We start from the raw sequence: 22,477 nt of genomic DNA on the forward strand, positions 1-22,477 counted from the left end.
TGATATTTTTTTTGTTTTGCTGTTACTTTTGTTTTAAATTTGATAAAAATTTCACATATTAATGAATTATATAAACCATTAGATATTTATTCTTAATACATAATAGCCATGAAAAACAAAAAGAAAATCATTATCATTGGTGCTGGTGTATCCGGTCTTACCACTGGGTTGTCCCTTTTGGACGAGGGATATGAAATAACAATAATTGCCGAAAAATTAGCCCCCGATATTGTCTCTGTTGTTGCAGGAGCTCTTTGGGAATGGCCACCGGCAGTTTGTGGGTTTCATCAGGATGTTGCCTCTTTAGAACGTTCGAAAGACTGGTGTATGAATTCGTATGAAAAATTTTTTGAACTCGCCGAAAAGAAAGAGACAGGAGTAAAAATAAAACCTGTTATCTTTTATTTCAAAATGCCGGTAAATAGTACTCCTTCTTACCTGAACAAAATGAACGAACTAAAAGAGAAGGTGAAAGAATTTAGACACGATGCAGCGATGATAAAAGAAGAAGGAGTAAATGAAGATATTGGTTTAGTAGATGCCTACTCTTACCTTGCTCCGATGGTTGATACGGATATGTATATGGATTGGCTGTTAACGAAGGTAAGAGAAAAAGGAGTTCAAATTATCCAAAGGAAAATTACAGGAGATATTGTAAAACAATCCCAGAAATTATTGGCAGAATATAATGCAGATTTTATTATTAATTGCTCCGGACTGGGAGCAGCAGAGCTTGCCAATGATGAGATGTATCCTCTGCGTGGAGCTTTGGTAAGAATTCATAACTATGGAACTACGATACCTTATATTGATAAGGCATACTGTATTTCACATGATGAATTTTCCAGTGGAAGTAATTTCGTATTTATTGTTCCCAGAGGTAATCATATGGCCGTAATTGGGGGATTGGCAGAAGAAAATGAGTGGGATACTTCCATTGGATTAGATAATTATAAACCTATACAGGATATGCTGGATAACTGTGTCACATTCCTTCCTATGCTGAAGAATGCCACAGTAGATAAAAAAGAACCGGTTCGTGCAGGCTTACGACCTTTGCGAAAAGGAAATGTAAGGTTAGAAAAAGATCCGCAAGCGCCTGTAATTCACAATTACGGACATGGAGGTTCCGGTGTTACATTCTCCTGGGGATGTGCCAATGAAATCATTAGCATGTTAAAACAGGAAATTCCACAAAATGTGTAAATTACATTAAAAATAGATTGATGTTACACTAAACATTACAGAATCCGAAGAACGTCTTTTCTTCGGATTTTTCTTGGACGGCGGTAATTGTTTAATCATTAGCCGGTTGAAATTTGAGTAATCAGCAGAGTAGATTTTGTTTTCTCAGTGTTGCTCTTTTAGTCCGTCTAATATTTTTTGTAGTTTATACAAATTGGGACTTTTAAAAGCATAATTTGTAAACGAGAATTTGGATTTTGTTACCATTTTTTCATCCGGAATAAAATCCCAATGAGGAGGTGGCGTTTTAGAAGCGTCTAATGTTTCGTTTAAAGAAATAATCATTTCATCGCGCTCATAGATAAAAATAAATAGTTCTACCTGCCTGATTCTGGGCTTAACATTTTGTCTGTAAGTCCAGTAATATTCATATTTGAAAGGATAATTAACGGTAATTTGATGGTCTTTCATCTGTATTGTCAGATCAATGTCTAGATTACTTTTTCTAACCAATCTAAGAGAGGATTTTGTAGATTTTTGTCCCTTGATTCCAACAATTATTAATAGTGATAAAAGAAGTGATGGGGTAGCCCAATATAATATCAGATCATTATTATAGCGATGAATGATTAAAAACATACAGAAACTTATGGCTCCAAGCATTCCTATAACGATAGCGAGTCTACTGAGAACAAAGCTTTTCTGGATAACAGAAAAATCTGCCTTAAAATATTCACCACTGTTTAAACAGTTTTGAGCAAACTCAATATTTGAAAAATATTTTCCAAACAGATTCCTTTCAAAATCCTGAATAGTTTCCTGTTCCAATTCTTCCTGTTCAATATATTCTAATTCTTCTTCCTCTATAGCCTGTTCATACAGATTTCTGCTTTTCAATATCTCAATTAACGCTTCCTGGGCCTCTTTAACATATCGATTTCGATCTCTGTAAATTTCTAAAACCTTTTCGTCAGATTTAAGGTTTAAAGTATCATAGTATTCATTTTTCATGGTTCGCTTTTCTCAATACTGAATGTATTTTTATATCGGTTATTGTAGGGAGTTAAAATTAAAAAAACGGATTAATACACACAACCTGAAAATAGCTCGGAAAACAGTTGCAAGAGATAATACCTTTTGAAAATATTTATGAGCTATTATTTATATAAAAGCCTTAGAATCTTTGATTCCAAGGCTTTTTATTTCCTATCAGTGTTGATACTATAGTGCAGACATCATGATAGTACCCATTAACCCTGATTTTAACTTGTTACAGGACAAGGCACAATGCAGATTACCCATGGGCATTTTTTTATTCCCGGAGGAGGGCAGCACGCTTCGGAACAGCCTATTGCCCCACCGTTGATAGTCTTCAGTTGATCTCTTGAAATTTTTTTTGAATTTTTCATAATATAGTAATTGGGTTAAACTTAAAACTTAAGGTTGATTTCCGCCACCACATCCGTCGTAGGGCATGCATACCCATTTTCCACTGATTAAACATAGTTGACCCCCTGTACAATTGATGCCGCCATTAATGGCTTTCATCTCCTGTCTTTCGATTTTTTTTACATTTTTCATAATAAATTTACGTTTAGTTTTATCCTAAATTAATGAATTTTTATCAATCAAATTGAAATTATTTTAAAAATATTTTCGACTAATGTCTTTATGTTTGATTTTTGTGAGGTTTGCTGTTTGTGCAAAGCTTAAGAATATCTATTAATGGGAATATGTTCTTGAACTTCGATCTGTTTTGTAATACGATTTTAAAGTTCTTTTTTGAATTATGAGGTTTTACAGATCGATCACGAAAAACTAACGTGGAAATTTCGGTAACATTTGATTTTGAATATGAAGAGATAGGTTTCAACAATGAGGAGATCGTTACCATTATCGAACTTGATGTGAAATAGAACAATTATAAACATTACCCTATAAAAAAGAGTCGGCTTCAAATGAAGCCGACTCTTTTATTTTTTACTAAAAATCCTTTTTAATTGCGCAAAAACTGTCCGATTCCTGCAGAATCAAAAGTAAATGCAGACTGATTTTCAGATTTATCGATTTTACTGCTTATGGTCAGGGCCCACAATACCAGTTCTTTGCAGAAGTTTTTGTCTTCTGTACTCAGATCTGAGGCATTTTCTTCTACAACAGTTACCAGAGGAGTTATCTTGTTGAGTTTTGCGTAAAATTCCTCATCTGTATCATTATAATTAAGTTCAAGATGATTTTTATTGAACCATCTGATAAGGTCGGTATATGGTGTTTTAATATCTTCTTTTTCCAGTTTAGGAATGCGTGGAAAAAGACTTTCAAACTGTCTCATTACTGCTTTGTCGATCAGTATTTTGGCTACATAATCGGCTCCTTCCTGCTCACCCTCGTATACCAGTTCAATTTTCCCTGTGATAGATGGAATGATGGACATAAAATCCACCAAACGAACTGTCGTTTTTTCAACACCGGATTCTATCAAGCGTAGTTTTGCTGCAGCAACCAGGTTTTCCATCGCACTGATGGTTAAACGGGCACTTACTCCGCTTTTAGCATCTACATACTCACTGTCGCGGGCTGCAAAGGCAACTTCTTCCAAAAGGTTTCTTGCGAGATCGGAAATTTGTATCTGTGACTGATCTTCTGCTGAGATGATTGCTTCCTGTTCCGTAATCTGGCGGGCCAGGGCAATGGTTTTTGGATAATGGGTGAAAATCTGAGAACCAATTCGGTCTTTCAATGGCGTTACAATGCTTCCTCTGTTGGTATAATCTTCCGGATTGGCTGTAAATACAAATTGAATATCCAAAGGCATTCTTAACTGAAATCCACGGATCTGAACATCACCTTCCTGCAGAATATTAAACAGAGAAACCTGAATTCTGGCCTGTAGATCAGGAAGTTCATTCAAAACAAAAATAGAGCGGTTGGCGCGGGGAATCATTCCGTAATGAAGGACGCGCTCGTCAGAATAAGGAAGTTTTAAGGTTGCAGCTTTGATAGGGTCTATATCTCCGATGAGATCAGCAACATTTACATCAGGAGTTGCCAGTTTCTCAAAAAAACGGCCGGAACGGTGTACCCACGAAATAGGAGTGTTGTCGCCCAGTTCTTCAATAAGATCTTTGGCATATTTTGAAATAGGATGGAATGGACTGTCGTTAATTTCTGATCCTTTTACAATAGGCATATATTCATCAAGAAGATCTACCATACTTCGGGCGATTCTGGTTTTGGCCTGACCTCTTAACCCAAGAAGGTTGATATGGTGTCCGGCGAGGATGGCTTTTTTTAGCTGTGGAATTACAGTGTCTTCATATCCCCAAAGTCCTTCGAATACAGGTTTTTTATCTTTAATTCTTGAGATTAGATTAGCCTGGATTTCTTCATTGATCGTTTTATGGGTGTAACCGGAGTCTTTTAATTCTTTGAATGTAATATCGTTTTTCATTGTCTTTTAAGTAAAAATAATTATCTGATGAGATGCTTTAAAAGTAACGTTTGTAAGATCAGTCTTATTTCTTACGTTATATTAAATTCTCTTTATTCTGTTTTTTTCATAATCTTCAAAAATCATCTGCCCTAAGCCTGATAAGCCGGTCAGAAAAGCTTTTCCTTTGTTTTGAGCGGTAAATGCTTCCACAAACTGACGCAGATAAGGATCCTGTGCAATCATGAATGTTGTAATAGGAATTTTCAGTTTTCGGGCCTGGGCAGCTCTGTTGAGACATTGGTTGACAATCATTTCATCCAGTCCGTAACTGTTGGTATAAAATTCCCCTGTAGGAAGCTGAATGCAGCTTGGTTTACCGTCGGTAATCATAAAGATCTGCTTGTTGGTATTTCTCTTTCTGCGCAGAATATCCATAGCAAGCTCTAATCCTGCCACAGTATTGGTATGATAAGGACCCACCTTTAAATAGGGAAGGTCTTTTATTTTGATGGGCCACGCCTCGTTTCCAAAGACAATAATATCGATGGAATCTTTAGGATATTTCCTTTTAATAAGCTCTACGAGGGCCATTGCTACTTTTTTGGCAGGAGTGATACGGTCTTCACCATATAAAATCATGGAATGGCTGATGTCGATCATCAATACGGTACTCATCTGAGCCTTATGTTTGGTTTCTTCTACAATAAGGTCATCTTCTGTAAGGTGCAGATTTGAAATTCCGTTGTTGATCTGTGCATTTTTTAAACTTTCGGTCATATTAACAGCGGAAAGATCGTCACCATATTGATAGGACCGGCTTTCTCCGTCCCGCTCGTCGCCAATTCCTGTTTTTGTAGTGCGGTGATTTCCCGTGCCGCTTTTTTTAAGGTTCCCGAAAATCTGGTCTAAAGCATACTCCCGTAAGGCTGCTTCCAGTTTGGGCGTCAACATATTTTTACCTTTTCCTGGCCCTGAATTGCCATCTTCCGGTTCTTCTTCTTTGATATAGCCACGTTTTTTTAAGTCTTCCTCAAAATCCTGAAGCGTATATTCATTGGTGAAAATTTCATATTCCTTGTCTAGCATATCGAGCCATTCGAAGGCTTCTTCAATATCCCCGGACGTATGGGTGAGCAGATCTTTGAAGATGTCAAAGACCCGGTCAAAATTCGATAATTCTTCCGGGATATGTTTACTGAATGTAAAACCTCGCTGAGAATTAAAATCTTTATTGGTCATAAGATGATGAAGCTGTTTTGCTGTTAAACCTTTTAGAATAATATCACGACTGTTTTAAATGTCTATTTTTCGATACAATCGGATAATCTGTATAAGGTTTTATTTCTTCTTTTTTAAAGAGACAAGTTAGCAAAATATAACGGCAAGAATTCTTACGAAAAATAGAAAATACTAATGATGGCGATATGAAAAGAGAATATTATGGTAATTACAACAAATGCACAGATTTTTTAATGAACCCAAAATGTAAACAGAGAAGATACACTTTAGAATAGACTCAGTAAAAAACGTGTGCATTCCTGATAATAAGAATAAAATATAGGAGGGAATTCTGTATTCCCGAATAAAGTTAGACAAGTGCAATCATTGTTGCAGTCATTTTTGCAATGAGTTTTTCTTCGTTTCGGTTGTAGACATACCCTTCGCAAATGGTAAGGGTTCTTCCGGCTTGCAGAACTTTTCCTATAGCCACCAACTGATCGGTTTTGGCAGGTTTCATAAAGTTTACCTTAAACTCTACCGTTAAAACGTTGGCATTTTCCGGCATGGTTGTTAAGGCTGCGTAGCCACAGGCGCTGTCTACAATGGTCGTGAGCACTCCCGCATGGAAGAAACCATTATGCTGAGTAAGTTTTTCAGAAAATTCACAGGTGATTTTTACTTTACCCTTTTCTACTTCCGCGAGTTGGGCACCGATTGTTTTCATGATTCCCTGTTGGTCAAAACTCTGTTTAATTCTGTCGTACATAATATTGAAGGTTTATTCGTGATATTTTAATCCATCCAAGGCTTTATCTACTTTTTTATTCTCGCCATACACAATGATTCCCACAAGATCCAACTGATCGGCGGTGTGTTTTGCTATCTCAAGAACATTTTCTTCTCCGGAACGGGTATCAAAAAGCTGTTGGGTATATATTCCGATGGCAAGCTCCCGATCTTTTGCACGTTGGAAGGCTCTTTGCAGTTTCTCTGAACTTTCGGCTTTATAAACAAGAGTTGGATGTTTTATAAATGGCAAAAACGTTTTATGGTCTGCAGTGATGAATTTTTCCCCATGAGTTTCCGGAAATTCAATCGCAATGCTTCCTGCAAGAAAGGCAACAACATTGAGCTTCTGCCAAGGTAAAAGGTCGTCTTTAATGACAACAGCTACTTTTTTATTGTACATTTTTTTATCTTATAAGGTTAATTCCATTTGAATATTACAACGCTGGTAAGGAGTAGAGCGGCCTGTTATTTTTTTAAATCCAAGTTTGTAATAGAGATTGATAGCAGGCTTCAATACCGTGTTACTTTCAAGGTATAACTTTTTAGCCCCCATTTCTATTGCGGCCTGTTGGATAGCCTGACCGAGCAGCCAACCGATATTTTTTCCCTGTGCTTCTGGTGATACGGCCATTTTAGCCAATTCGAAATCATAGTCAGGGTCGTCCATTTTTATAAGAGCGCACACTCCCATGGGTTGGTTATTATAGAGAGCAACCAGTATTTTTCCGCCTTTGTTGATAATATATTCTTCAGGATTGTCCAGTGCTTTATAATCTGCTTCCTCCATTTCAAAGTAAGTGGAGATCCATTCTTTGTTGAGTTCTTTGAAAACCGATTGATACTTAGGTTCATATTTCACAATCTCTACATTTTTACTTTCACGGATTTTCTTTTGTTCTTTTACTCTTTCCAGCAGAGATTTTTGTTCAAATAAAAGTTCCCATTCTGCAAGTGCTTCCCAAAGATTATGCTCTGCCTCCTTGATGATTTCATTAATAGCATGATCGATATCTGTACATTGAATCCTTATTTGGGATGAAAGTGCTGTTCCTTTTTCCGTAAGGTCTACCATATTTCTTCTTTTATCTTCAGATTTAAGATTGTCCTGCACCAGACCAGCTGCGGTCATTTCTTTGATAATTTTGGTGACGGAAGGCTGTGAATGTCCTATTTCACCTGCGATTTCAGTAATTGTTTTGGATCCTTCTTCTGCTAATACAAAAAATACGGGAAACCATTTTGGTGAGAAGTCAACATTGTACAACTCATAAATCTTTGCCGCTTCGTCAGTAACATTTGAAGCCATATAACGTAATCGGCTGCCTAACGCTATTTTTCCTGTTTTTTCAAATAAATCCATAAAGTATAATTAATTATATAACCAGTTATGCAAATGTACTCATTATTTTAAAATCAAAAAGAAAGCGGTGCTAAAAATTAGGTTATTTTATAAGGTTTTAATTATATAGTATTGAAAATTAACGGAATATATTTTATTGATGATGAGCGAAAGTTGATGCGAGAATACTTTTTTTATGGAATGGGTCTAACATAAAAAACTCCGGATTGCTCCGGAGTAAGGGTAAACACTTTTTTATAATATACTTACCACCCTAAATAATAATCTTGGCTTAACCAATCAGGGCGGTGTAGGTCAAAATGTTCTTGCAGCATTTTCTCGGCTTAAGTCTGCTTACTCAGCATTTCAAAGTAACAAAGAAGGCGGGAGGTATTTCATAGTGTAAATTACCAATTATTGTTTTGAGTATAAATACTGATTATGATTAGTAAATCATTAAAGTTGAAAGAGGTTGATGTATGATGTAGAGTAGAATGTGATGATATCAATAGCTTTTATCCGCTTTTAATAGTCATTAGCCCCGATAGAAACGGTTACCCCGGAGCATACGGCGGACATTGCAGAGCCTGAGCGGTGGAAAAGGCGGGCGTGAGGAGTAAGAGTGGATAGCGGGATCAAGCTTCTGATCGTGGATATCAGGAACTTTCGAAATATTTTGTGGGTACCCGATTTTTGCATCCAATCCTGAAGATTTCCATAGACAGGAAGGAATTCGTAAACGGTAAAAGCATTTTGATACAAAATAGTATTGAATTTATTTGATTTACCTGATAATTAGTATTATAAAGAAGCAAAAAATTACTTTAAATTTGTAAATTGTATAATATATGCCTATTGTTATATTTTTTATAATAATAAAATATTATTGAATAATAATAATCGGTAAAAGCAAGATAATCAGAAAATTAAACTAGCTGACGCATAAATATGAAAAATAAATTCTTAAATTTTAAATTGAGGAAGGTTGTTCATTACTCTTTAATCATATGTATTTTATTGATACAGGTAATTATCGCCATCTTTTTTTATAACGAATTTGTCAACGGAAAGAAGCTTCAGTTTATTAAAAACCAGTTGGAAGACAGCCGTGCACTGGGAAAACTGACTGATAATTCGAGAAAAGATTTTCTGGATGCTCAGGAATATCTTCAGAAATATATGGTAAGCCAGGATGATAAGGATTTGCAGGCATATTTTCAGTCTCTTACAAAACTTAAGATTAATTTTGATAAGATTAATGATTATGAGAAGACAAGCCCGAGATTGAAAAAGAATCTTTCCCGACATGTAAAAGATACGGAGCAGACAACCAAACTGAAAAATTTAATAGATTCGGTTTACCAGTCTTCTCTGAACCCACCGGCAAAAGCACAGGACAAAGAATACGAGCCTCCAAAATATAAAAATGATTTTGATGACATTAAAATAGAAACCCATAAGTATGCAGATACGATAAAGAAAAAGGGGCTTTTCGGACGATTGAAAGATGCCGTTAAAGGGAAAGTGGATGTTCAGAAAGAAAGCACCGTGATTACCTTAACGAATAATAAGACCATAGATATTTCTCAGGTGAAAACTAAGATGGATAATACCATCAAATCTATGGATAAACATTATGCTGCTGAAGTAAAGAAAGTACAAAGGTACGCAGCTCAGAAACAGAAAGATAATCTTCAGTTTTATAGTAATTTCAGTAAACTTCTCGTGTACAGCAATAGTTTGATAGAAGTATATGAAAGTGCGATCAGGGATTTTAAATCCGAGCTTGAAAAAGAATACAACCAGCAAAGTTCAGACAATAATAAAATCAGAACCTATCTTGTACTGGGACTAATGATTTTAATGTTCATTGTCTCCATTCTGATCATGTATTTTACCAGAATGGCCTTTATTTATGAACGTAAGCTGAACGAAGCGAATGGAGAGATCAAAAAGAATCTCAACTTCAAAAACAGGATATTAGGAATGCTGAGCCATGATCTGAGGTCGCCGCTTAAGATCATCAATATCTTTATTGACAAGATCTACAGATCTACGGAAGATGAAACGATAAAAGATTATCTTAAATCGATAAAATTTACCAACAGTACACTATTACTTCAGTCTAACCAGATTCTGGAATATACTAAAAATCAGGATGCTGAAAAGAAACTGATACAGAGTGAGTTCAATCTTAAAAATGAAATCGGCTCTATTGTAAAAGTAATCACTCCTTATCTGGAGACGAGAAATAATAAGTTTGTGATTACAGACAGGATTCCTGAAGATAGGGTTGTATTCTCGGATAATATCAGAATCAATCAGATCTTTATGAATATCCTCGGAAATGCCAATAAGTTCACAGAAAACGGACAAATTGATCTCACGCTGGTAACAGAATCTATTGATAAAAATACCATATCACTGATTACGACAGTAGCAGATACCGGAGTAGGAATTTCAGAATCTGACCTTGCTAAAATCTTTGATCCCTACTATCAGGGTATTGTATCTGATGAAGTAGACAATCTGGGAGCTGGGCTGGGATTAAATCTGGTGAAAGAAATCGTAGAACTTTTCAACGGAGAAATATCGATTGAAAGTAAGTTGCACAAAGGAACAAAAATAACATTCAGGATCAATTTAAATAGTAATAATAATGGAAATACCAATTGAAAATAAAGAAATCATATTTCTTTTAGCAGATGATCACAGTATTGTGCGACAGGGAATGGAGATCGTCATCAATGATATTGCTCCAAATGCTAAAATTTATCAGACTTCCTCATTGCAGCAGGCTATGGAACTGGTGGAGTCTAAAGGAATAGAAATGGCGGTGATGGATGCTCATTTTCCGGAAGGAAACAGTCTGCATATTCTGCCACAAATGAAAGCTGTAAATCCCAATATGAAAATCTTAATTTTTACAGGTCTTGAGGAAGATCTCCATGCTCTTAAATTTATTAAAGCGGGAGCCAATGGATATCTTAGCAAATTAAGTGAAGAAGATGAAATAAGAGAAGCACTTATTGCCTTTATTCAGAAAGGGGAATACTTTTCCGATCTTTCCAGAGATCTGCTTTTACAATTTGTCTATAATCCCAATTTAATCAGTCCGCTCAGTACCCTTACCAAAAGAGAAATGGAAATTGCCGAACTCTATGCCGAAGGATACGGAAATTTGGAAATTGCCAATAGCTTGGATATCAAGCAAAATACAGTAAGTACAATCAAAAAAAATATCTTTGAGAAATTGAAAATAGAAAACCTGGTTGAGTTGGTGGATCTTGTTAAAACTCATCATAAAATATAATGTACCAAAGATTATTTTTTTACATTTTTTTATCAACCGGACCCTGTTATCGATAAATATCTATAAACACTTCGATATGTATCGATCCCTTTTATAGAAGACTTTACCCGGCAATGTCGTTACTTTGCACTATAAGATTTACGGAAAGAAAAAATAGAAGCACTTTTTTCAGATGTATATTTTATCTAAAAAAATTAATAATTATAGCGGTACAAATAATAAACTATAATTATATAAAAACACAAATGATGAAACAATTATAAACTGTATGAATAACCTTTAAAAAAGTTCTTCTTGATAAAAAAAACCAAATGATAGCAAGAATATAAAAAACACAAATACACATAGAGAAGTTCAATTGGTAGGTTATTAGTACAAAAAAGGGAGAAGCATTTGCTTCTCCCTTGCTTTTTGATAAAAGGCTATTTTTGATAAGGAGTACCTTTTCCGGTTTCCAAAAACATTTTCAGGCTTCCCAGAAATTGCTGCCATCCACCAATACAAAGCTCATAACATTCAATCGAGGGATTCAGCCCAATGTGGGTAAGATGGAGCAGCGCTGCATTTTTTTCTTCTTTTATTTCCCAGACGATGGTAGTTCCTATCCATTCTGACTGATTTTTCAGTGAGGAAATAGCAATCAGAGCATCTTCCACCTCCCAAATGACTCTTGAACTGGGCACAGATTCTTTTACGCGCATTGTTTTGTGTACCTGATCTCCAAATCTTATGGTAAATCTATCATTGGTTTTTAGCGAAGAACCTTCGTACATTTCTGTCCACCAAAGAGGAATTTGTTCTGTCAGAGCTTTATATATCATCTCTGTAGAGGTTTTTACTTCAGTAGTATGGCTGTAATTATTCATAGACTTTGTTTTTTTAAGAATTTAACGAAAATGAAGAACGGTTCGGATGGTAAAAAATGGCACAATAAATTTATTTTAAAAAAATAATCTACTAATTGTTAATGAGATATATTTAAGTTATGATGACAATACAATATTACCTAATCTATTTCTGAATGATCTTTGCATAGGGCAAGAAATACTGTTAAAGCAACCATTAACGGTTGATCTTCATTTTTTATCAAATGATAAATAAATCCCGGAATCTATACTTTAGTTTTGCATAAAAAAGATGTCAGGAGAAAAAGATCTAGCGGTTCTGCTTCAGAATATGGAACCTGTATTGAATCCCGGAGAATATGTGTTTTGTACTGTTGAAACACTGAACCAGATCCCGGATATAGAGAAAATTCTGTTTTTCTTTAAAGAAACGGAAGCTGTTACTGTGGTGTTAGACAGAACAATTGCAGACGAATGGCATTTGAAATACACTTATATTTCTTCGTGGATTACGCTTACAATCCATTCCTCACTGGAAGCTGTAGGCCTTACCGCTGCTTTTGCCAATGCTCTCAAAAAAGAGAATATCAGCTGTAATGTAGTTGCGGCTTATTTTCATGACCATATCTTTATTGCACAACATGATGCCGAAAAAGCAATGAATGCCCTCCATTCTTTAAAAGGGAACAGGGGAATACAATAAGCTCTTTTTACAACTGATACTGTCTTTCTAAATTTTTTATATTCGCAAAAACAGGAGTTCATGAAAATCTTTTTAACCTTGCTATGGATGGGAATGTACCAGATTTGTATAGGGCAGTCGTTAATCGAACATATCAAATTCGACGATCTGAAGGTTGAAGAGCAGCTACAGATTGAAAAACTCAACCAACTCTTACCGCAGGCTGAAAAGATTCGGGAAGAAAAATGCAATGAATATGTGACAAAGTATTATGGATGTATCATGGAATATAAAATGATATATGTTTACAACAACCAGCCGATTATGATGGATGAAAGTAATTTTAACAGAATTACCAATATGCATTCTGATGGAAGTGAAAAAGCCAGTAATTTTATGAGCAATACAAGAACCTACATTCTCGACTGGAATGAAAAGAAATATGTATCAAAACGTGCGTCACTCAGCCGGGATGGAATTTCTGTTGATAGAACATACTTTCTGAATCAGTATGAAATACGGCGGTTAATGGATAAAAAATAAAAAAGGTTTTAGTTTTCCCCACCAGAATTGTCTAATTAAATCGGTAAAAAGTCCTGTTGAGTAACCTTTTGGGTGTTCCGCCTTTTATTGTGTTTTAAGTTTGCACCATAATCAAACAAAAAAATAAACAACAATGAAAGCAATTAGAAAAATCTCAGCAGTAAGTTTACTATGTTTAACTCTATTTACAGTAGTAACAGTGTCTTGCACCGAGGAAAACGAACCTCCCACGGTACAGGAGATACAGAATAACAACCACCAAAACGCCAAAACCCAATTTGTAAATGTAAAAGGAAATACGATTGCCTATCGTACACTAGGAAATGAAAGCGGTGCCCCTTTAGTATTATTACCAGGGCTCGGCGGCTCAATGGATGATTGGGACCCTGCAATAACAGACGGTTTATCTAAAAAATACAAAGTAATCATTTTTGATAATAAAGGAGTTGCCTCTTCAAAAGGAACAACCCCCAACACGGTTCAGGCGATGGCAAATGATGCTATAGATTTTATCAAAGCATTGAATTTGAATAAAGTAAATATCATGGGATTCTCCATGGGTGGATTTGTGGCTCAGAGAATTGTTTTAACGGAACCTTCGCTCATCAATAAAGTGATTTTAACAGGAACAGGACCACAGGGAGCCATCGGATTGTCTAATCTTCCCAATATTATTGCCGGAACAGCAGGATTGAGCGCTGAAGCCTCTTTTCTGAAATTTGGATTTACAGAATCCAGCCAGAGTATTGCTGCAGGAAAAGCTTCTTTTGCCAGAATTCAGCTTCGTACGACAGATAGGGATCTTCCGTTGAGCGATAATACCTCAAATGCTCAGTTTACAGCCGTATTAAGTTGGGCACAGCCTGATGCAGATGCACTTGTGACACTTAAAAAGATCAAAAATCCGGTACTGATTGTTCATGGTGAAAATGATCTTCCGGTTTCAGTGCAGAATGCTAAGAATATGGCGCAGGTATTAGAACATGCCGAGCTTTTAATCTTTCCGGATTCTGGTCACGCTTCTTTCTTCCAGAACCATGAAACATTTGTAAATAAGGCAATTGATTTCTTAGGTAATTAAAAATAATAAAAACCAGCTTGTTACTTATTTCAGGCTGGTTTTTTATTAGTTAGGGCATTGTTACAATTTTTTCAATTTCCGATTCAATGTCCTCTTTTCTTATTATAGCTTCAAAATAGGAAGTTTCAGTTTGTTTTTTTTTCCAAAAAGGATAGAATAAAATTCCGACAACTCCCAGGCTTTCTGTTGTAGAATCAGAAATTTTAATTTCTGTAACTGCTTTATAAATGGTGTTACCTTTGATGTATTTTGTAACTCGTATTTCATGGGTCAACAGTTTAAAGGCTTCTTCAATGCCCTTTTTTAAATTGTCATATTCTTCACTGAAATGCGTATGATTGAACCCAAATCCTACTGTGAATTCAGAATGATCAACGGAAAGCCAATATTCAGAATCTTTAATTTGAAGAATTGTGGTTCCATGCTCTTCGTCAATAACAATTTTTTCGCCCAATTTTGAGATCAACAATTCTTTTATTTCGTTGAATTTCTTTTGATGAAGTTTTATATCTTTCATCTGGATAGGTTATATACGATTGTCTTTTCCATATAGAATAGCATTTCCTGACCCTTTACGCGAAATTTGTAATAAAGCTTTCCGAAACTCATCAATGGCGCTAGGCTCTACAACAATCTCAAACTGGATTTTACATTGATCTTCATCCCGAAAATGAGCATCCGTTACCATTGTGATCTGAACCCCAATATGAGAAAGAGACTGCGTAGGATAAAGGCTTATTGAGAAATAAGAGAATCGAGAATCTTTATGTCCCATTTCAAAAAACAGCTTCTTTTCATATTTAGGAAAATCAATAAGGCTGTTGGCAAAATCAGCAAGAGATCGGCTGTCTTCATCAATGTATACTGTTCCCGAAAATTGAATGTTTGAACCGGTAATGGTAAATGCTGACAAATATTCCTGATCATCTACTTTTAATTCCAGATACGATTTTAAATTCATCATAAAGTATTGGTGTTTTTCGAAGCCAAATATAAAAAATCAATAGCGTGTTGGAGTAGTGTTTTTGGGAAAATCTAAAAATATTGATCATTAAAGCTTCAATGATGATATAAAACAAAAATACCGTTCTGAAAAAACGGTATTTTGTATTCAAAAATTTTTAATTAAACTTCTGGATCGCTTCTGAGCTTACAGGAGTAAAAAAGTTGATCATATTCCCGTCCGGATCACAGAATAAAAGCGATCTGTTCCCCCAAGGCATTGTTGTTGGTTCCTGAACGATATCTGAAGTAATCAGTTTGATCCTTTCATATTCTGCGTCTACATCTTTAACCATAAATTCTATAATGGTAGATTTTGTACCGGAAAACTCGGTAAGTCCTTCGGAAAACATTTTCATGGTTCGGGTGCTTCCAATGGCAATTGTAATGGTACTTGTAGAAAGTTCTGCAAAATCTTCAGTATACCAATGGCTCGTTGCATTCATTGCTTTTTCATAGAATCCGACAGATTTTTTGATGTCTTGGGTGATGATTCTTAAGGATGTTAATTTCATATTGTTTTAAATTGTATTGTTGAATAACTTTAAAACAAAGGTAAAATAGAGTGGTGACAACAGTCTGTCAGTAAGTAAAGGATGATTGTATAAAAAAATGAAATGGTCCAGATGAGACCACTACAAAAACTCGACAAGAGGAGGGGGTATCTCACTTTTGAGACAGCCTCACTGATACTACTTTTGAAAACAAACAGGAGAGAAGCGAAACTTTACATAAGTCTACTCCCAACAAAACAGAATCACAGAGGAATAGTAAGAACGGTGCTGATTTTAAAAAAAAAGCTAATAAACTATACAGAATTCAAATGAAAGAAATACTTCGGAATGGATCTATGATAGATAGTGGAAAGACTTTTAGTGCAGGTGTAAATAATGACAGGCAGGATGAAATTATTAAATATATATACTTGCAAATAAAGAGGGTGGTTGTAGGGATGTTGGTAGAGGAATTATAGTGTACGAAAATACTCAAATTCGTGTGCTTGAGAGTATACACGAGCCAGGCCAATCTCAGCTATCTTTTGAATAAGTTAATTGAAATTTTATAGTTAGAGAAAGGTTCTCTTTTAAAAGTGAACTTTCTTAGATAATGCATAGCAACAGGTATAGATCAATTTATTCTGATCGTAGTTTTACTACACTTTTTGATTTTTTCAAAATTTATATTGTTGGTATTGTCTAATTATCTATATTTGATGCCAACACAAATCACTCTTTATCGATGAAAAAAAATCTTTCTAATTCTGAAAGGATTTCAGAGAATCATATGCCTGGAATTAACCGTGTGGTTAAGCTGGACATCGTGATTGAAGGAAAATCCATCAGCCATTTTAAACACTTCCGTTTACAGCAAAGCGCCAGAACGCATCATCATTTCAAACTGACTTTAGCCCATGATTCTTTAGATGAAGTACAGAATCATAACCTTGAAGAAGCGAGGCAGTTTTTAGGGAAACGTATTACAGTAACTTTCAAATATAAGGATTACGAAGGTAAAAGCCCCGAAAGAACTTTTGTAGGGGTTATTACACAGGTTGCATTTAGTCAAAAGCAAATGAGTCTTGGAAATATTGTTCTGGAAGGATACAGCCCTACAATTTTAATGGATTCGACCCCGCATACCCAGAGTTTTGGAGGGAATCAATCGGTAAACACTTCTATTATTGCCGACAGAATCATCAAAGAATCTCTGGGAACCAGTAAGTTTGATTACAGAATAGAAACTCAAAATAAAGGTTACATCAATTACAGTGCACAGTATTGTGAAACACACTACAATTATCTTGCAAGATTGGCAGAAGCCTATGGAGAGCAATTTTATTATGATGGGTATATTTTACATTTTGGAAAACTCCCTTCATCTGAAAAGCCTATCCAACTCATCTATGGAAGCAATGTTACAGATATAAAGGTAGAGTTAAAAGCTATTCACACTAAACCCGAATATTTTGGTTATAATAGCAGCAGCCATGCAAAAATGCTTGGATCCGATAATAAGATAAAACACCTCGGAGATTTATCTCAAAAAGCATACGAATTAAATGATGGTATTTTTAAAACAAGGTCTCTAATCCCTACTCCTATCAATGCTAATATGTTTCTGGATGTGGATGATTCCCAAAAAAGTGCAAGAGGAAGTAAAGCTGTAGAAGTCTTTACTGTGTCTGGAAATACTACTGTCCCTTTTCTATTCATAGGGTGTGTGGCAGATATAGACATGAGAAATCAGGATAGCAACCAGACTTCCCATTTCACAACATTAATGATGACAGAAATAAGACACGAAGTGGATGCCAGAGGATATTATACAGGCAGCTTTATATATTTTTTTACTTTCATATTTGTTGGCTGTCAAGCTCAACAGAATGATAGAATTTTGGTTATGAAAAAACTTAGTAATGACCAAAAATCCTTTGAGCAATATACATTTTATGGTTTCTCAAATTGTTTAGATGAATCTCTCCATCTTAAGACTTTTGATGAAAACTATACCTCAACATTTAATAATTTGGAGCCCTTCCCAAGATTATTTGAAAAGGAAGATATCTTAAAGTCAATTAAGAAATTTCAAACTCCTTATAATTTTCAGTTGAAAAACCTTTCAAAAGAAATGAAAAATGGATATTTGATTGTTGGAAAATGTACTGAAATATACACTGTTAAAAATATAAAATTGAAAACCTCATATTTAGAACTAGTGAAAAAAATTGAAGAATATAAAGTAGAGAATGATTCGGATTTAAAAAACTATATGAAAGATTATCTGAAATACTATTTTGTAAAGATTCAAACAGAGTAAGAGTCCTAAAAATAGAGTAGTACTAAAGAATAAAACATAAAGAAATGATAACATGCCACAACACATCACAAATACCATCCAGCTAAAATGTGACAAAGAAATTTCACCAACTCCACTCACAGTAACAAGTCAATCTTTTATGAGTATTGATGGAAAGCTACAGGCTACAGAAGATGACAAACAGCCTAACACTAACATTAAATCTTTTGGAATGTGTAGTGTTTTAAGGTCTTCCTGTAAGCCTTCAACTATTAAGTGGGACAATAAATACTTCTGATTTTGAAATTGAGGGTAAAAAAGAACTGTTAGAAAATTCAACATGCCAATGTTACATTGGTGGTAAAATTTCTGTTGTACAGTCTGCCCAGAACTTTGTTGAAGAATAAAAGTGGCAATGAACTTAGGTTTGATACTGAAGGAAGTAACATCAACATTACAGCCCCTGAAACCATTACTATAAAATCAAAGAATCTGAAGTTTGATATTGAAGAGAATATCGAGACCAAAGCAGGCAAAAATATGGATACTTATGTTGGACAGAATATCAAGATTATTGCCAAGCAGGAGATCAGCCAGGACAGTGGTAAGAAGACCATCATTAATGCCGGAACCAATACTGAGATATCAGCAAAAGCACACTTAGACCTTTATGGTAAAGAAAAATTCATAGGTTATACAGATGGCCAGACAGAGTTCGGAGCCAAAGACAGAATGCATGTATATGGAGCTGAACATGATGACCCTAAAAATTCAAAATATTATTTTCATATGCTTTATCTAATAAAAAATAAAAAAACGACTTAGATTTTGTACAAACAAATAGAATAAGACTATGGGAACTAAAATAATACAATTAATAACTATAAGTTTAATTATCTTTAGCAATCTAATTTCTGGTCAAACAAAAGATGATAAAATTAAGTATATGAAGAAATATGCTTATTGTAATTGTCTATATGTAAACAATAATAAATTAGATGCTACTTATTTAAACGATAAGTTTCAATTAATTGATAAATCTGAAAATCTATTTATTGATTTAGGCGAAATTTCTAATAATGAAAGTGCTAAAATTAGAGAATTTACTGAAAAACAATCTAAAGACATAGCAACTCTTGAATCATCTTATCATTCTGAAACAGGTAGAAGTTATACAATCGTAGCAGATTGCTTAAATTTCTATGAATCCCAAGAATTAGATAACTATATTAGAAAACTTATTGGAGTGACAACAAAAAATAAAACTTCAAAAAAATGATAACATGCCCCAATACATTACAAATACACCCAACTAAAATGTGACAAAGGAATAGCTATGACACCTATCCCGGTAACCAGTCAATAAAAAAGGAGTTGTGATAGGGAAGAAACCTGTTTATTCCAAAAACCAGAGTTCAAAGGTACTTCCTTCCTCCAGCGTTTTATAATTAAGATAGCCTCCATGAGCTTCCATAATGCTTTTGGCAAGAGTAAGTCCAATGCCAGAGCCGTTGGTTCTTGTGGTAAAGAATGGCAGGAAAATTTTATCTTTAATTTCAGGAGTAACCCCCGAGCCGTTATCTGTAATGCTTACAATGATACGGTTATTGTAGGATTTTACAGTAGTGGAGATTTGTCTATATTCTTTTTCCGAAACAGCATGAATCGCATTCAGATAAAGATTGATTAGGCTTCGTTCAATCATTTTTTTATCCGCAGATACAGTATAATCTTCAATATTCTGGAGGATCTGAATATGATTTTTTTCAAACTCAGATTTCAGGAATCCAAGGGCCGACTCAATCGCTTTTTTTAAAGAAACAGGAGCGAGATGAGGTTTGGGTAATTCGGCAACCTGGCGGTAATGATCCACAAAATTTAAAAGCTGTTTAGATTTGGAATTAATGATCATCAGGCTTTCCTTCATTTCTTCCTGATCTCCCTGGTCAATGGTTTCCTGATTACTGATATATTCCAGGTTCTGAATCAGGCTGTTCACAGGGGTCAGCGTATTCAAAAGTTCATGAGAGATTACTTTCATAAGATTATTCCAGGCCAGCTTTTCTTTCTGCTCGATAATTTTCTGAACAGATTCCAGCGTAATGATATAGAAAAGGTGCTGTCTGTTTTTTACCTGTTGAGTTCTTAGAGAAAAAGACTGTTTAGAATTACTGTTCACGGAAATATCAAAAAACTCCTGTGAACTTTGATAATTTGTTTCTTTGATAATGTTATAAAATTCAGGAACTTTCGTCGCGTAAAGATCCCATTGGTTGTATTTGGGAACCTGCAAAATATTGAGAAAAGCATTATTTACATAAAAAACTTCCCAGCTGCCGTCTTTTTCAGATAAGATGATAAGACCAGTTTCCATATGATCCAGAATACTTTCGTAGAGTAATTTATAAGACGATAACGAAAATTGTTCCTCCTTGCTCTGATAGTATAAACGGATGCTGTGGTCCAGCAAATAATCACCCTCTTCCTGAGGAAATAATGAAAAATCTTTTTTACTTACAGAAGTGATAATCTTTTCAACTTTTGATGCTTTTGTTGATAATGAAAAATAAATCAAAACGGTAAAAACAATCGATAGCAGTATAAAGAGAGCAGCATTAAACCATTTTCCTTCTGTAAAAAAATGATAAGCTGTAATTCCACTGGCAATGGAGAGCAGATTATATAACACCCACAGACTGTAATTTGTATTCATGTAGTTTTCAGTACTTTTTATTCAAAAACAAAAGTTGTTATTTAAAGATACTTTTTTACGGTTAATATTCGGATTCAAAAGATGAAATTTGATTGTCAATTTTAAATTACAGTCCAAATTTCTCCATTCTTCTGTACAAAGCAGCTCTGGATAGTCCCAGATCTTCTGCCGCCAGAGAGATATTTCCGGTATGTTTTTTTAACGCTTTTTTGATGAGAAGTTCTTCCATTTCTTCAATATTTAAATTGATTATGGTATTTTCCTGTTCTTCCAATTGCGGGATCAGTAGCTGAAGGGTATGGTCATTAGACAGGATAACACTTCTTTCCAGGCAATGATCGAGTTCGCGGATATTCCCCGGCCACGGAAAATGGGTAAGACTTGCCATAATATCATCCGTAAGTTCCAGATTGGGTTTATGATATTTCTGTTTATAGCGATCCAGAAAATAATGTGCCAGTAATCCAATATCCTCGTGCCTGTCACGCAAAGCCGGAATTTGAATTTCTACCGTATTGATCCTGTAGTATAAATCCTGCCGGAAACGATTTTCTGCAACCGCTTTTTTCAAATTTTCATTGGTAGCAAAAATAAAACGGACATCCAGTAAACGTTCTTTAGATTCTCCTAATCTGGACAGTTTCCTGTTTTGGATCAGGCTTAGTAACTTGGTCTGAAGCTGTAACGGCAGATTTCCGATTTCATCAAGAAAGACAGTTCCGTTCTGTGCATTTTCAATTTTCCCTGCATAATCCTGATGGGCATCGGTAAAAGCACCTTTTTTATACCCAAACAGCTCCGACTCAAAAAGGCTTTCGGAAATACTTCCGAGATCAATATGTACAAAAGGCTGGCTATTTCTTTCGGATTGTTGATGAATAGATTCTGCCAATACATATTTTCCGGTTCCGTTTTCACCTAGTAAAAGAATGTTGGCATCTGTAGGAGCCACTTTTTCAATCTGTTCCAAAACTTCCTGCATTTTGGCGGAGTGACTTTCCAGTTGGTACTGATTGCTTTTCTGGTTCACATTTTCCCATTGGCTGAGTTTTTTGTTCTTTCTGGAAATATCTACGGCCAAATTAACAGAAGCATATAGCTTTTCATTGGTCCATGGTTTCAGAATAAAATCGGAAGCTCCGTTTTTGAGTGCTTCTACAGCAAGTTCTACTTCACCATAGGCTGTCATCAGGATAATAGGAAGTTGAGGTTCCAGAGTTTTGATCTCGTTCATCCAGTAAAGACCGTCCTGTCCTTTTTCAAACCCTTTTCTAAAGTTCATGTCCAATACCACAGCATTCACCTGGTTTTCAGTCGTGAATTTTAAAATTTCACCCGGTTTGCTAAGGCAGCTTACCTCCGTGAAGAACTTTTTTAGCCAGACTCTCGCAGAGAACAGGATATCTTCATCATCATCTACAATCAGGATATGGGCTTCTTTTTTACGCATGGTATGGTTTCTACTGTTAAAAATGAGTTTTTAATACTAAAACTGTTCATTTTCGCACAAAAAGTGTCCGATAATGAACAGTGCT

26 protein-coding genes are annotated in these 22,477 nt (G+C 35.1%); 11 read left to right on the forward strand and 15 right to left on the reverse strand.

Features of this window, described 5'->3' with window-relative positions; all coding sequences use genetic code 11:
• Positions 1-108: 108 nt before the first annotated feature.
• A complete protein-coding gene (locus tag ACQ76T_RS03095) occupies positions 109-1,206 on the forward strand; it encodes an FAD-dependent oxidoreductase (protein WP_431341882.1) in 1,098 nt (365 codons plus the stop codon).
• 144 nt (positions 1,207-1,350) lie between these two features.
• Here ACQ76T_RS03095 and ACQ76T_RS03100 read toward each other — a convergent pair whose 3' ends face one another.
• From ACQ76T_RS03100 to ACQ76T_RS03140, 9 genes are all read right to left on the reverse strand, one after another.
• Positions 1,351-2,196 carry a hypothetical protein gene (locus ACQ76T_RS03100; RefSeq protein ID WP_431341883.1) on the reverse strand — a complete coding sequence of 282 codons (846 nt, stop codon included), beginning with the start codon at positions 2,194-2,196 and terminating at the stop codon, positions 1,351-1,353.
• A 251-nt stretch (positions 2,197-2,447) separates the two neighbouring features.
• Entirely contained in the window at positions 2,448-2,594 is a 147-nt protein-coding gene (locus ACQ76T_RS03105) for a bacteriocin-like protein (RefSeq protein ID WP_431341884.1), read from the reverse strand.
• Between the two features lie 28 nt (positions 2,595-2,622).
• A complete protein-coding gene (locus ACQ76T_RS03110; RefSeq protein WP_431341885.1) occupies positions 2,623-2,766 on the reverse strand; it encodes a bacteriocin-like protein in 144 nt (47 codons plus the stop codon).
• 415 nt (positions 2,767-3,181) lie between these two features.
• Positions 3,182-4,636: a sigma 54-interacting transcriptional regulator gene (locus tag ACQ76T_RS03115; RefSeq protein ID WP_431341886.1), complete on the reverse strand. Its 1,455-nt coding sequence runs from the start codon at positions 4,634-4,636 to the stop codon at positions 3,182-3,184.
• Between the two features lie 81 nt (positions 4,637-4,717).
• Entirely contained in the window at positions 4,718-5,857 is a 1,140-nt protein-coding gene (locus tag ACQ76T_RS03120; RefSeq protein ID WP_431341887.1) for a vWA domain-containing protein, read from the reverse strand.
• 349 nt (positions 5,858-6,206) lie between these two features.
• Positions 6,207-6,605 carry a PaaI family thioesterase gene (locus tag ACQ76T_RS03125; RefSeq protein ID WP_431341888.1) on the reverse strand — a complete coding sequence of 133 codons (399 nt, stop codon included), beginning with the start codon at positions 6,603-6,605 and terminating at the stop codon, positions 6,207-6,209.
• A 12-nt stretch (positions 6,606-6,617) separates the two neighbouring features.
• Positions 6,618-7,028, reverse strand: coding sequence for a DUF2000 family protein (locus tag ACQ76T_RS03130; protein WP_431341889.1), 411 nt, complete (start codon positions 7,026-7,028; stop codon positions 6,618-6,620).
• A gap of 9 nt (positions 7,029-7,037) precedes the next feature.
• Entirely contained in the window at positions 7,038-7,988 is a 951-nt protein-coding gene (locus ACQ76T_RS03135; protein ID WP_431341890.1) for a bifunctional helix-turn-helix transcriptional regulator/GNAT family N-acetyltransferase, read from the reverse strand.
• 504 nt (positions 7,989-8,492) lie between these two features.
• The gene (locus tag ACQ76T_RS03140) at positions 8,493-8,729 is read right to left on the reverse strand and encodes a hypothetical protein (RefSeq protein WP_431341891.1); all 237 of its coding nucleotides are present in this window, start codon (positions 8,727-8,729) and stop codon (positions 8,493-8,495) included.
• Positions 8,730-8,984: 255 nt separating this feature from the next.
• On the opposite strand from ACQ76T_RS03140, the gene ACQ76T_RS03145 reads away from it, so the two are divergent.
• Both ACQ76T_RS03145 and ACQ76T_RS03150 read left to right on the forward strand, forming a co-directional pair.
• The gene (locus ACQ76T_RS03145) at positions 8,985-10,643 is read left to right on the forward strand and encodes an ATP-binding protein (protein ID WP_431341892.1); all 1,659 of its coding nucleotides are present in this window, start codon (positions 8,985-8,987) and stop codon (positions 10,641-10,643) included.
• Positions 10,627-11,280: a response regulator transcription factor gene (locus ACQ76T_RS03150; protein ID WP_431341893.1), complete on the forward strand. Its 654-nt coding sequence runs from the start codon at positions 10,627-10,629 to the stop codon at positions 11,278-11,280. The genes ACQ76T_RS03145 and ACQ76T_RS03150 overlap by 17 nt, the downstream gene beginning before the upstream one ends.
• Positions 11,281-11,702: 422 nt before the next feature.
• On the opposite strand, the gene ACQ76T_RS03155 is transcribed toward ACQ76T_RS03150, so the two are convergent.
• A complete protein-coding gene (locus ACQ76T_RS03155; protein ID WP_431341894.1) occupies positions 11,703-12,146 on the reverse strand; it encodes an SRPBCC family protein in 444 nt (147 codons plus the stop codon).
• Between the two features lie 271 nt (positions 12,147-12,417).
• Between ACQ76T_RS03155 and ACQ76T_RS03160 the strand changes: the two genes are divergently transcribed.
• The 3 genes from ACQ76T_RS03160 (at position 12,418) to ACQ76T_RS03170 (ending at position 14,431) form a co-directional block, all read left to right on the forward strand.
• Complete coding sequence (locus tag ACQ76T_RS03160) at positions 12,418-12,828, forward strand: ACT domain-containing protein (RefSeq protein WP_431341895.1); 411 nt, start codon at positions 12,418-12,420, stop codon at positions 12,826-12,828.
• A 60-nt stretch (positions 12,829-12,888) separates the two neighbouring features.
• The gene (locus ACQ76T_RS03165; protein ID WP_431341896.1) at positions 12,889-13,350 is read left to right on the forward strand and encodes a hypothetical protein; all 462 of its coding nucleotides are present in this window, start codon (positions 12,889-12,891) and stop codon (positions 13,348-13,350) included.
• 133 nt (positions 13,351-13,483) lie between these two features.
• On the forward strand, positions 13,484-14,431 hold the full coding sequence (locus tag ACQ76T_RS03170) for an alpha/beta fold hydrolase (protein WP_431341897.1): 948 nt from the start codon (positions 13,484-13,486) through the stop codon (positions 14,429-14,431).
• 49 nt (positions 14,432-14,480) lie between these two features.
• Here the strand turns inward: ACQ76T_RS03170 and ACQ76T_RS03175 are convergent, their stop codons facing one another.
• The 3 genes from ACQ76T_RS03175 to ACQ76T_RS03185 all read right to left on the reverse strand — a co-directional run bounded on the left by ACQ76T_RS03175 (position 14,481) and on the right by ACQ76T_RS03185 (position 15,948).
• Complete coding sequence (locus ACQ76T_RS03175; protein WP_431341898.1) at positions 14,481-14,948, reverse strand: hypothetical protein; 468 nt, start codon at positions 14,946-14,948, stop codon at positions 14,481-14,483.
• Positions 14,949-14,957: 9 nt separating this feature from the next.
• The gene (locus ACQ76T_RS03180; protein WP_431341899.1) at positions 14,958-15,395 is read right to left on the reverse strand and encodes a hypothetical protein; all 438 of its coding nucleotides are present in this window, start codon (positions 15,393-15,395) and stop codon (positions 14,958-14,960) included.
• Positions 15,396-15,552: 157 nt separating this feature from the next.
• Complete coding sequence (locus ACQ76T_RS03185; RefSeq protein WP_431341900.1) at positions 15,553-15,948, reverse strand: VOC family protein; 396 nt, start codon at positions 15,946-15,948, stop codon at positions 15,553-15,555.
• Positions 15,949-16,672: 724 nt separating this feature from the next.
• On the opposite strand from ACQ76T_RS03185, the gene ACQ76T_RS03190 reads away from it, so the two are divergent.
• From ACQ76T_RS03190 to ACQ76T_RS03210, 5 genes are read left to right on the forward strand one after another with little or no spacing between them, the layout of a single operon-like run.
• Entirely contained in the window at positions 16,673-18,250 is a 1,578-nt protein-coding gene (locus ACQ76T_RS03190) for a contractile injection system protein, VgrG/Pvc8 family (protein ID WP_431341901.1), read from the forward strand.
• Positions 18,251-18,302: 52 nt separating this feature from the next.
• Complete coding sequence (locus ACQ76T_RS03195; RefSeq protein ID WP_431341902.1) at positions 18,303-18,527, forward strand: PAAR-like protein; 225 nt, start codon at positions 18,303-18,305, stop codon at positions 18,525-18,527.
• Between the two features lie 25 nt (positions 18,528-18,552).
• A complete protein-coding gene (locus ACQ76T_RS03200; protein WP_431343711.1) occupies positions 18,553-18,636 on the forward strand; it encodes a hypothetical protein in 84 nt (27 codons plus the stop codon).
• Positions 18,623-19,054 (forward strand): hypothetical protein, encoded by a 432-nt coding sequence (locus ACQ76T_RS03205; RefSeq protein ID WP_431341903.1) that lies wholly within the window; start codon positions 18,623-18,625, stop codon positions 19,052-19,054. Before ACQ76T_RS03200 ends, ACQ76T_RS03205 begins: the two co-directional genes overlap by 14 nt.
• Before the next feature lie 28 nt (positions 19,055-19,082).
• Complete coding sequence (locus ACQ76T_RS03210) at positions 19,083-19,508, forward strand: hypothetical protein (protein ID WP_431341904.1); 426 nt, start codon at positions 19,083-19,085, stop codon at positions 19,506-19,508.
• Between the two features lie 117 nt (positions 19,509-19,625).
• Here the strand turns inward: ACQ76T_RS03210 and ACQ76T_RS03215 are convergent, their stop codons facing one another.
• Together ACQ76T_RS03215 and ACQ76T_RS03220 are read right to left on the reverse strand one after the other, a co-directional pair.
• Positions 19,626-20,942 carry a sensor histidine kinase gene (locus ACQ76T_RS03215; RefSeq protein WP_431341905.1) on the reverse strand — a complete coding sequence of 439 codons (1,317 nt, stop codon included), beginning with the start codon at positions 20,940-20,942 and terminating at the stop codon, positions 19,626-19,628.
• 106 nt (positions 20,943-21,048) lie between these two features.
• On the reverse strand, positions 21,049-22,392 hold the full coding sequence (locus tag ACQ76T_RS03220; protein WP_431341906.1) for a sigma-54-dependent transcriptional regulator: 1,344 nt from the start codon (positions 22,390-22,392) through the stop codon (positions 21,049-21,051).
• Between the last annotated feature and the right edge of the window lie 85 nt (positions 22,393-22,477).

The organism is Chryseobacterium sp. JK1 (genome assembly GCF_050632815.1).
Taxonomy (GTDB): domain Bacteria; phylum Bacteroidota; class Bacteroidia; order Flavobacteriales; family Weeksellaceae; genus Chryseobacterium.

Bases quoted from the DNA above. Each gene is read 5' to 3' on its own strand.
- ACQ76T_RS03155 (WP_431341894.1), bottom strand. From the start codon at position 12,146: ATGAATAATTACAGCCATACTACTGAAGTAAAAACCTCTACAGAGATG.
- ACQ76T_RS03190 (WP_431341901.1), top strand. From the start codon at position 16,673: ATGAAAAAAAATCTTTCTAATTCTGAAAGGATTTCAGAGAATCATATG.
- ACQ76T_RS03160 (WP_431341895.1), top strand. From the start codon at position 12,418: ATGTCAGGAGAAAAAGATCTAGCGGTTCTGCTTCAGAATATGGAACCT.
- ACQ76T_RS03115 (WP_431341886.1), bottom strand. From the start codon at position 4,636: ATGAAAAACGATATTACATTCAAAGAATTAAAAGACTCCGGTTACACC.
- ACQ76T_RS03130 (WP_431341889.1), bottom strand. From the start codon at position 7,028: ATGTACAATAAAAAAGTAGCTGTTGTCATTAAAGACGACCTTTTACCT.
- ACQ76T_RS03105 (WP_431341884.1), bottom strand. From the start codon at position 2,594: ATGAAAAATTCAAAAAAAATTTCAAGAGATCAACTGAAGACTATCAAC.
- ACQ76T_RS03180 (WP_431341899.1), bottom strand. From the start codon at position 15,395: ATGATGAATTTAAAATCGTATCTGGAATTAAAAGTAGATGATCAGGAA.
- ACQ76T_RS03165 (WP_431341896.1), top strand. From the start codon at position 12,889: ATGAAAATCTTTTTAACCTTGCTATGGATGGGAATGTACCAGATTTGT.
- ACQ76T_RS03150 (WP_431341893.1), top strand. From the start codon at position 10,627: ATGGAAATACCAATTGAAAATAAAGAAATCATATTTCTTTTAGCAGAT.
- ACQ76T_RS03185 (WP_431341900.1), bottom strand. From the start codon at position 15,948: ATGAAATTAACATCCTTAAGAATCATCACCCAAGACATCAAAAAATCT.
- ACQ76T_RS03210 (WP_431341904.1), top strand. From the start codon at position 19,083: ATGGGAACTAAAATAATACAATTAATAACTATAAGTTTAATTATCTTT.
- ACQ76T_RS03175 (WP_431341898.1), bottom strand. From the start codon at position 14,948: ATGAAAGATATAAAACTTCATCAAAAGAAATTCAACGAAATAAAAGAA.
- ACQ76T_RS03215 (WP_431341905.1), bottom strand. From the start codon at position 20,942: ATGAATACAAATTACAGTCTGTGGGTGTTATATAATCTGCTCTCCATT.
- ACQ76T_RS03120 (WP_431341887.1), bottom strand. From the start codon at position 5,857: ATGACCAATAAAGATTTTAATTCTCAGCGAGGTTTTACATTCAGTAAA.
- ACQ76T_RS03100 (WP_431341883.1), bottom strand. From the start codon at position 2,196: ATGAAAAATGAATACTATGATACTTTAAACCTTAAATCTGACGAAAAG.
- ACQ76T_RS03125 (WP_431341888.1), bottom strand. From the start codon at position 6,605: ATGTACGACAGAATTAAACAGAGTTTTGACCAACAGGGAATCATGAAA.
- ACQ76T_RS03170 (WP_431341897.1), top strand. From the start codon at position 13,484: ATGAAAGCAATTAGAAAAATCTCAGCAGTAAGTTTACTATGTTTAACT.
- ACQ76T_RS03095 (WP_431341882.1), top strand. From the start codon at position 109: ATGAAAAACAAAAAGAAAATCATTATCATTGGTGCTGGTGTATCCGGT.
- ACQ76T_RS03195 (WP_431341902.1), top strand. From the start codon at position 18,303: ATGCCACAACACATCACAAATACCATCCAGCTAAAATGTGACAAAGAA.
- ACQ76T_RS03110 (WP_431341885.1), bottom strand. From the start codon at position 2,766: ATGAAAAATGTAAAAAAAATCGAAAGACAGGAGATGAAAGCCATTAAT.
- ACQ76T_RS03135 (WP_431341890.1), bottom strand. From the start codon at position 7,988: ATGGATTTATTTGAAAAAACAGGAAAAATAGCGTTAGGCAGCCGATTA.
- ACQ76T_RS03220 (WP_431341906.1), bottom strand. From the start codon at position 22,392: ATGCGTAAAAAAGAAGCCCATATCCTGATTGTAGATGATGATGAAGAT.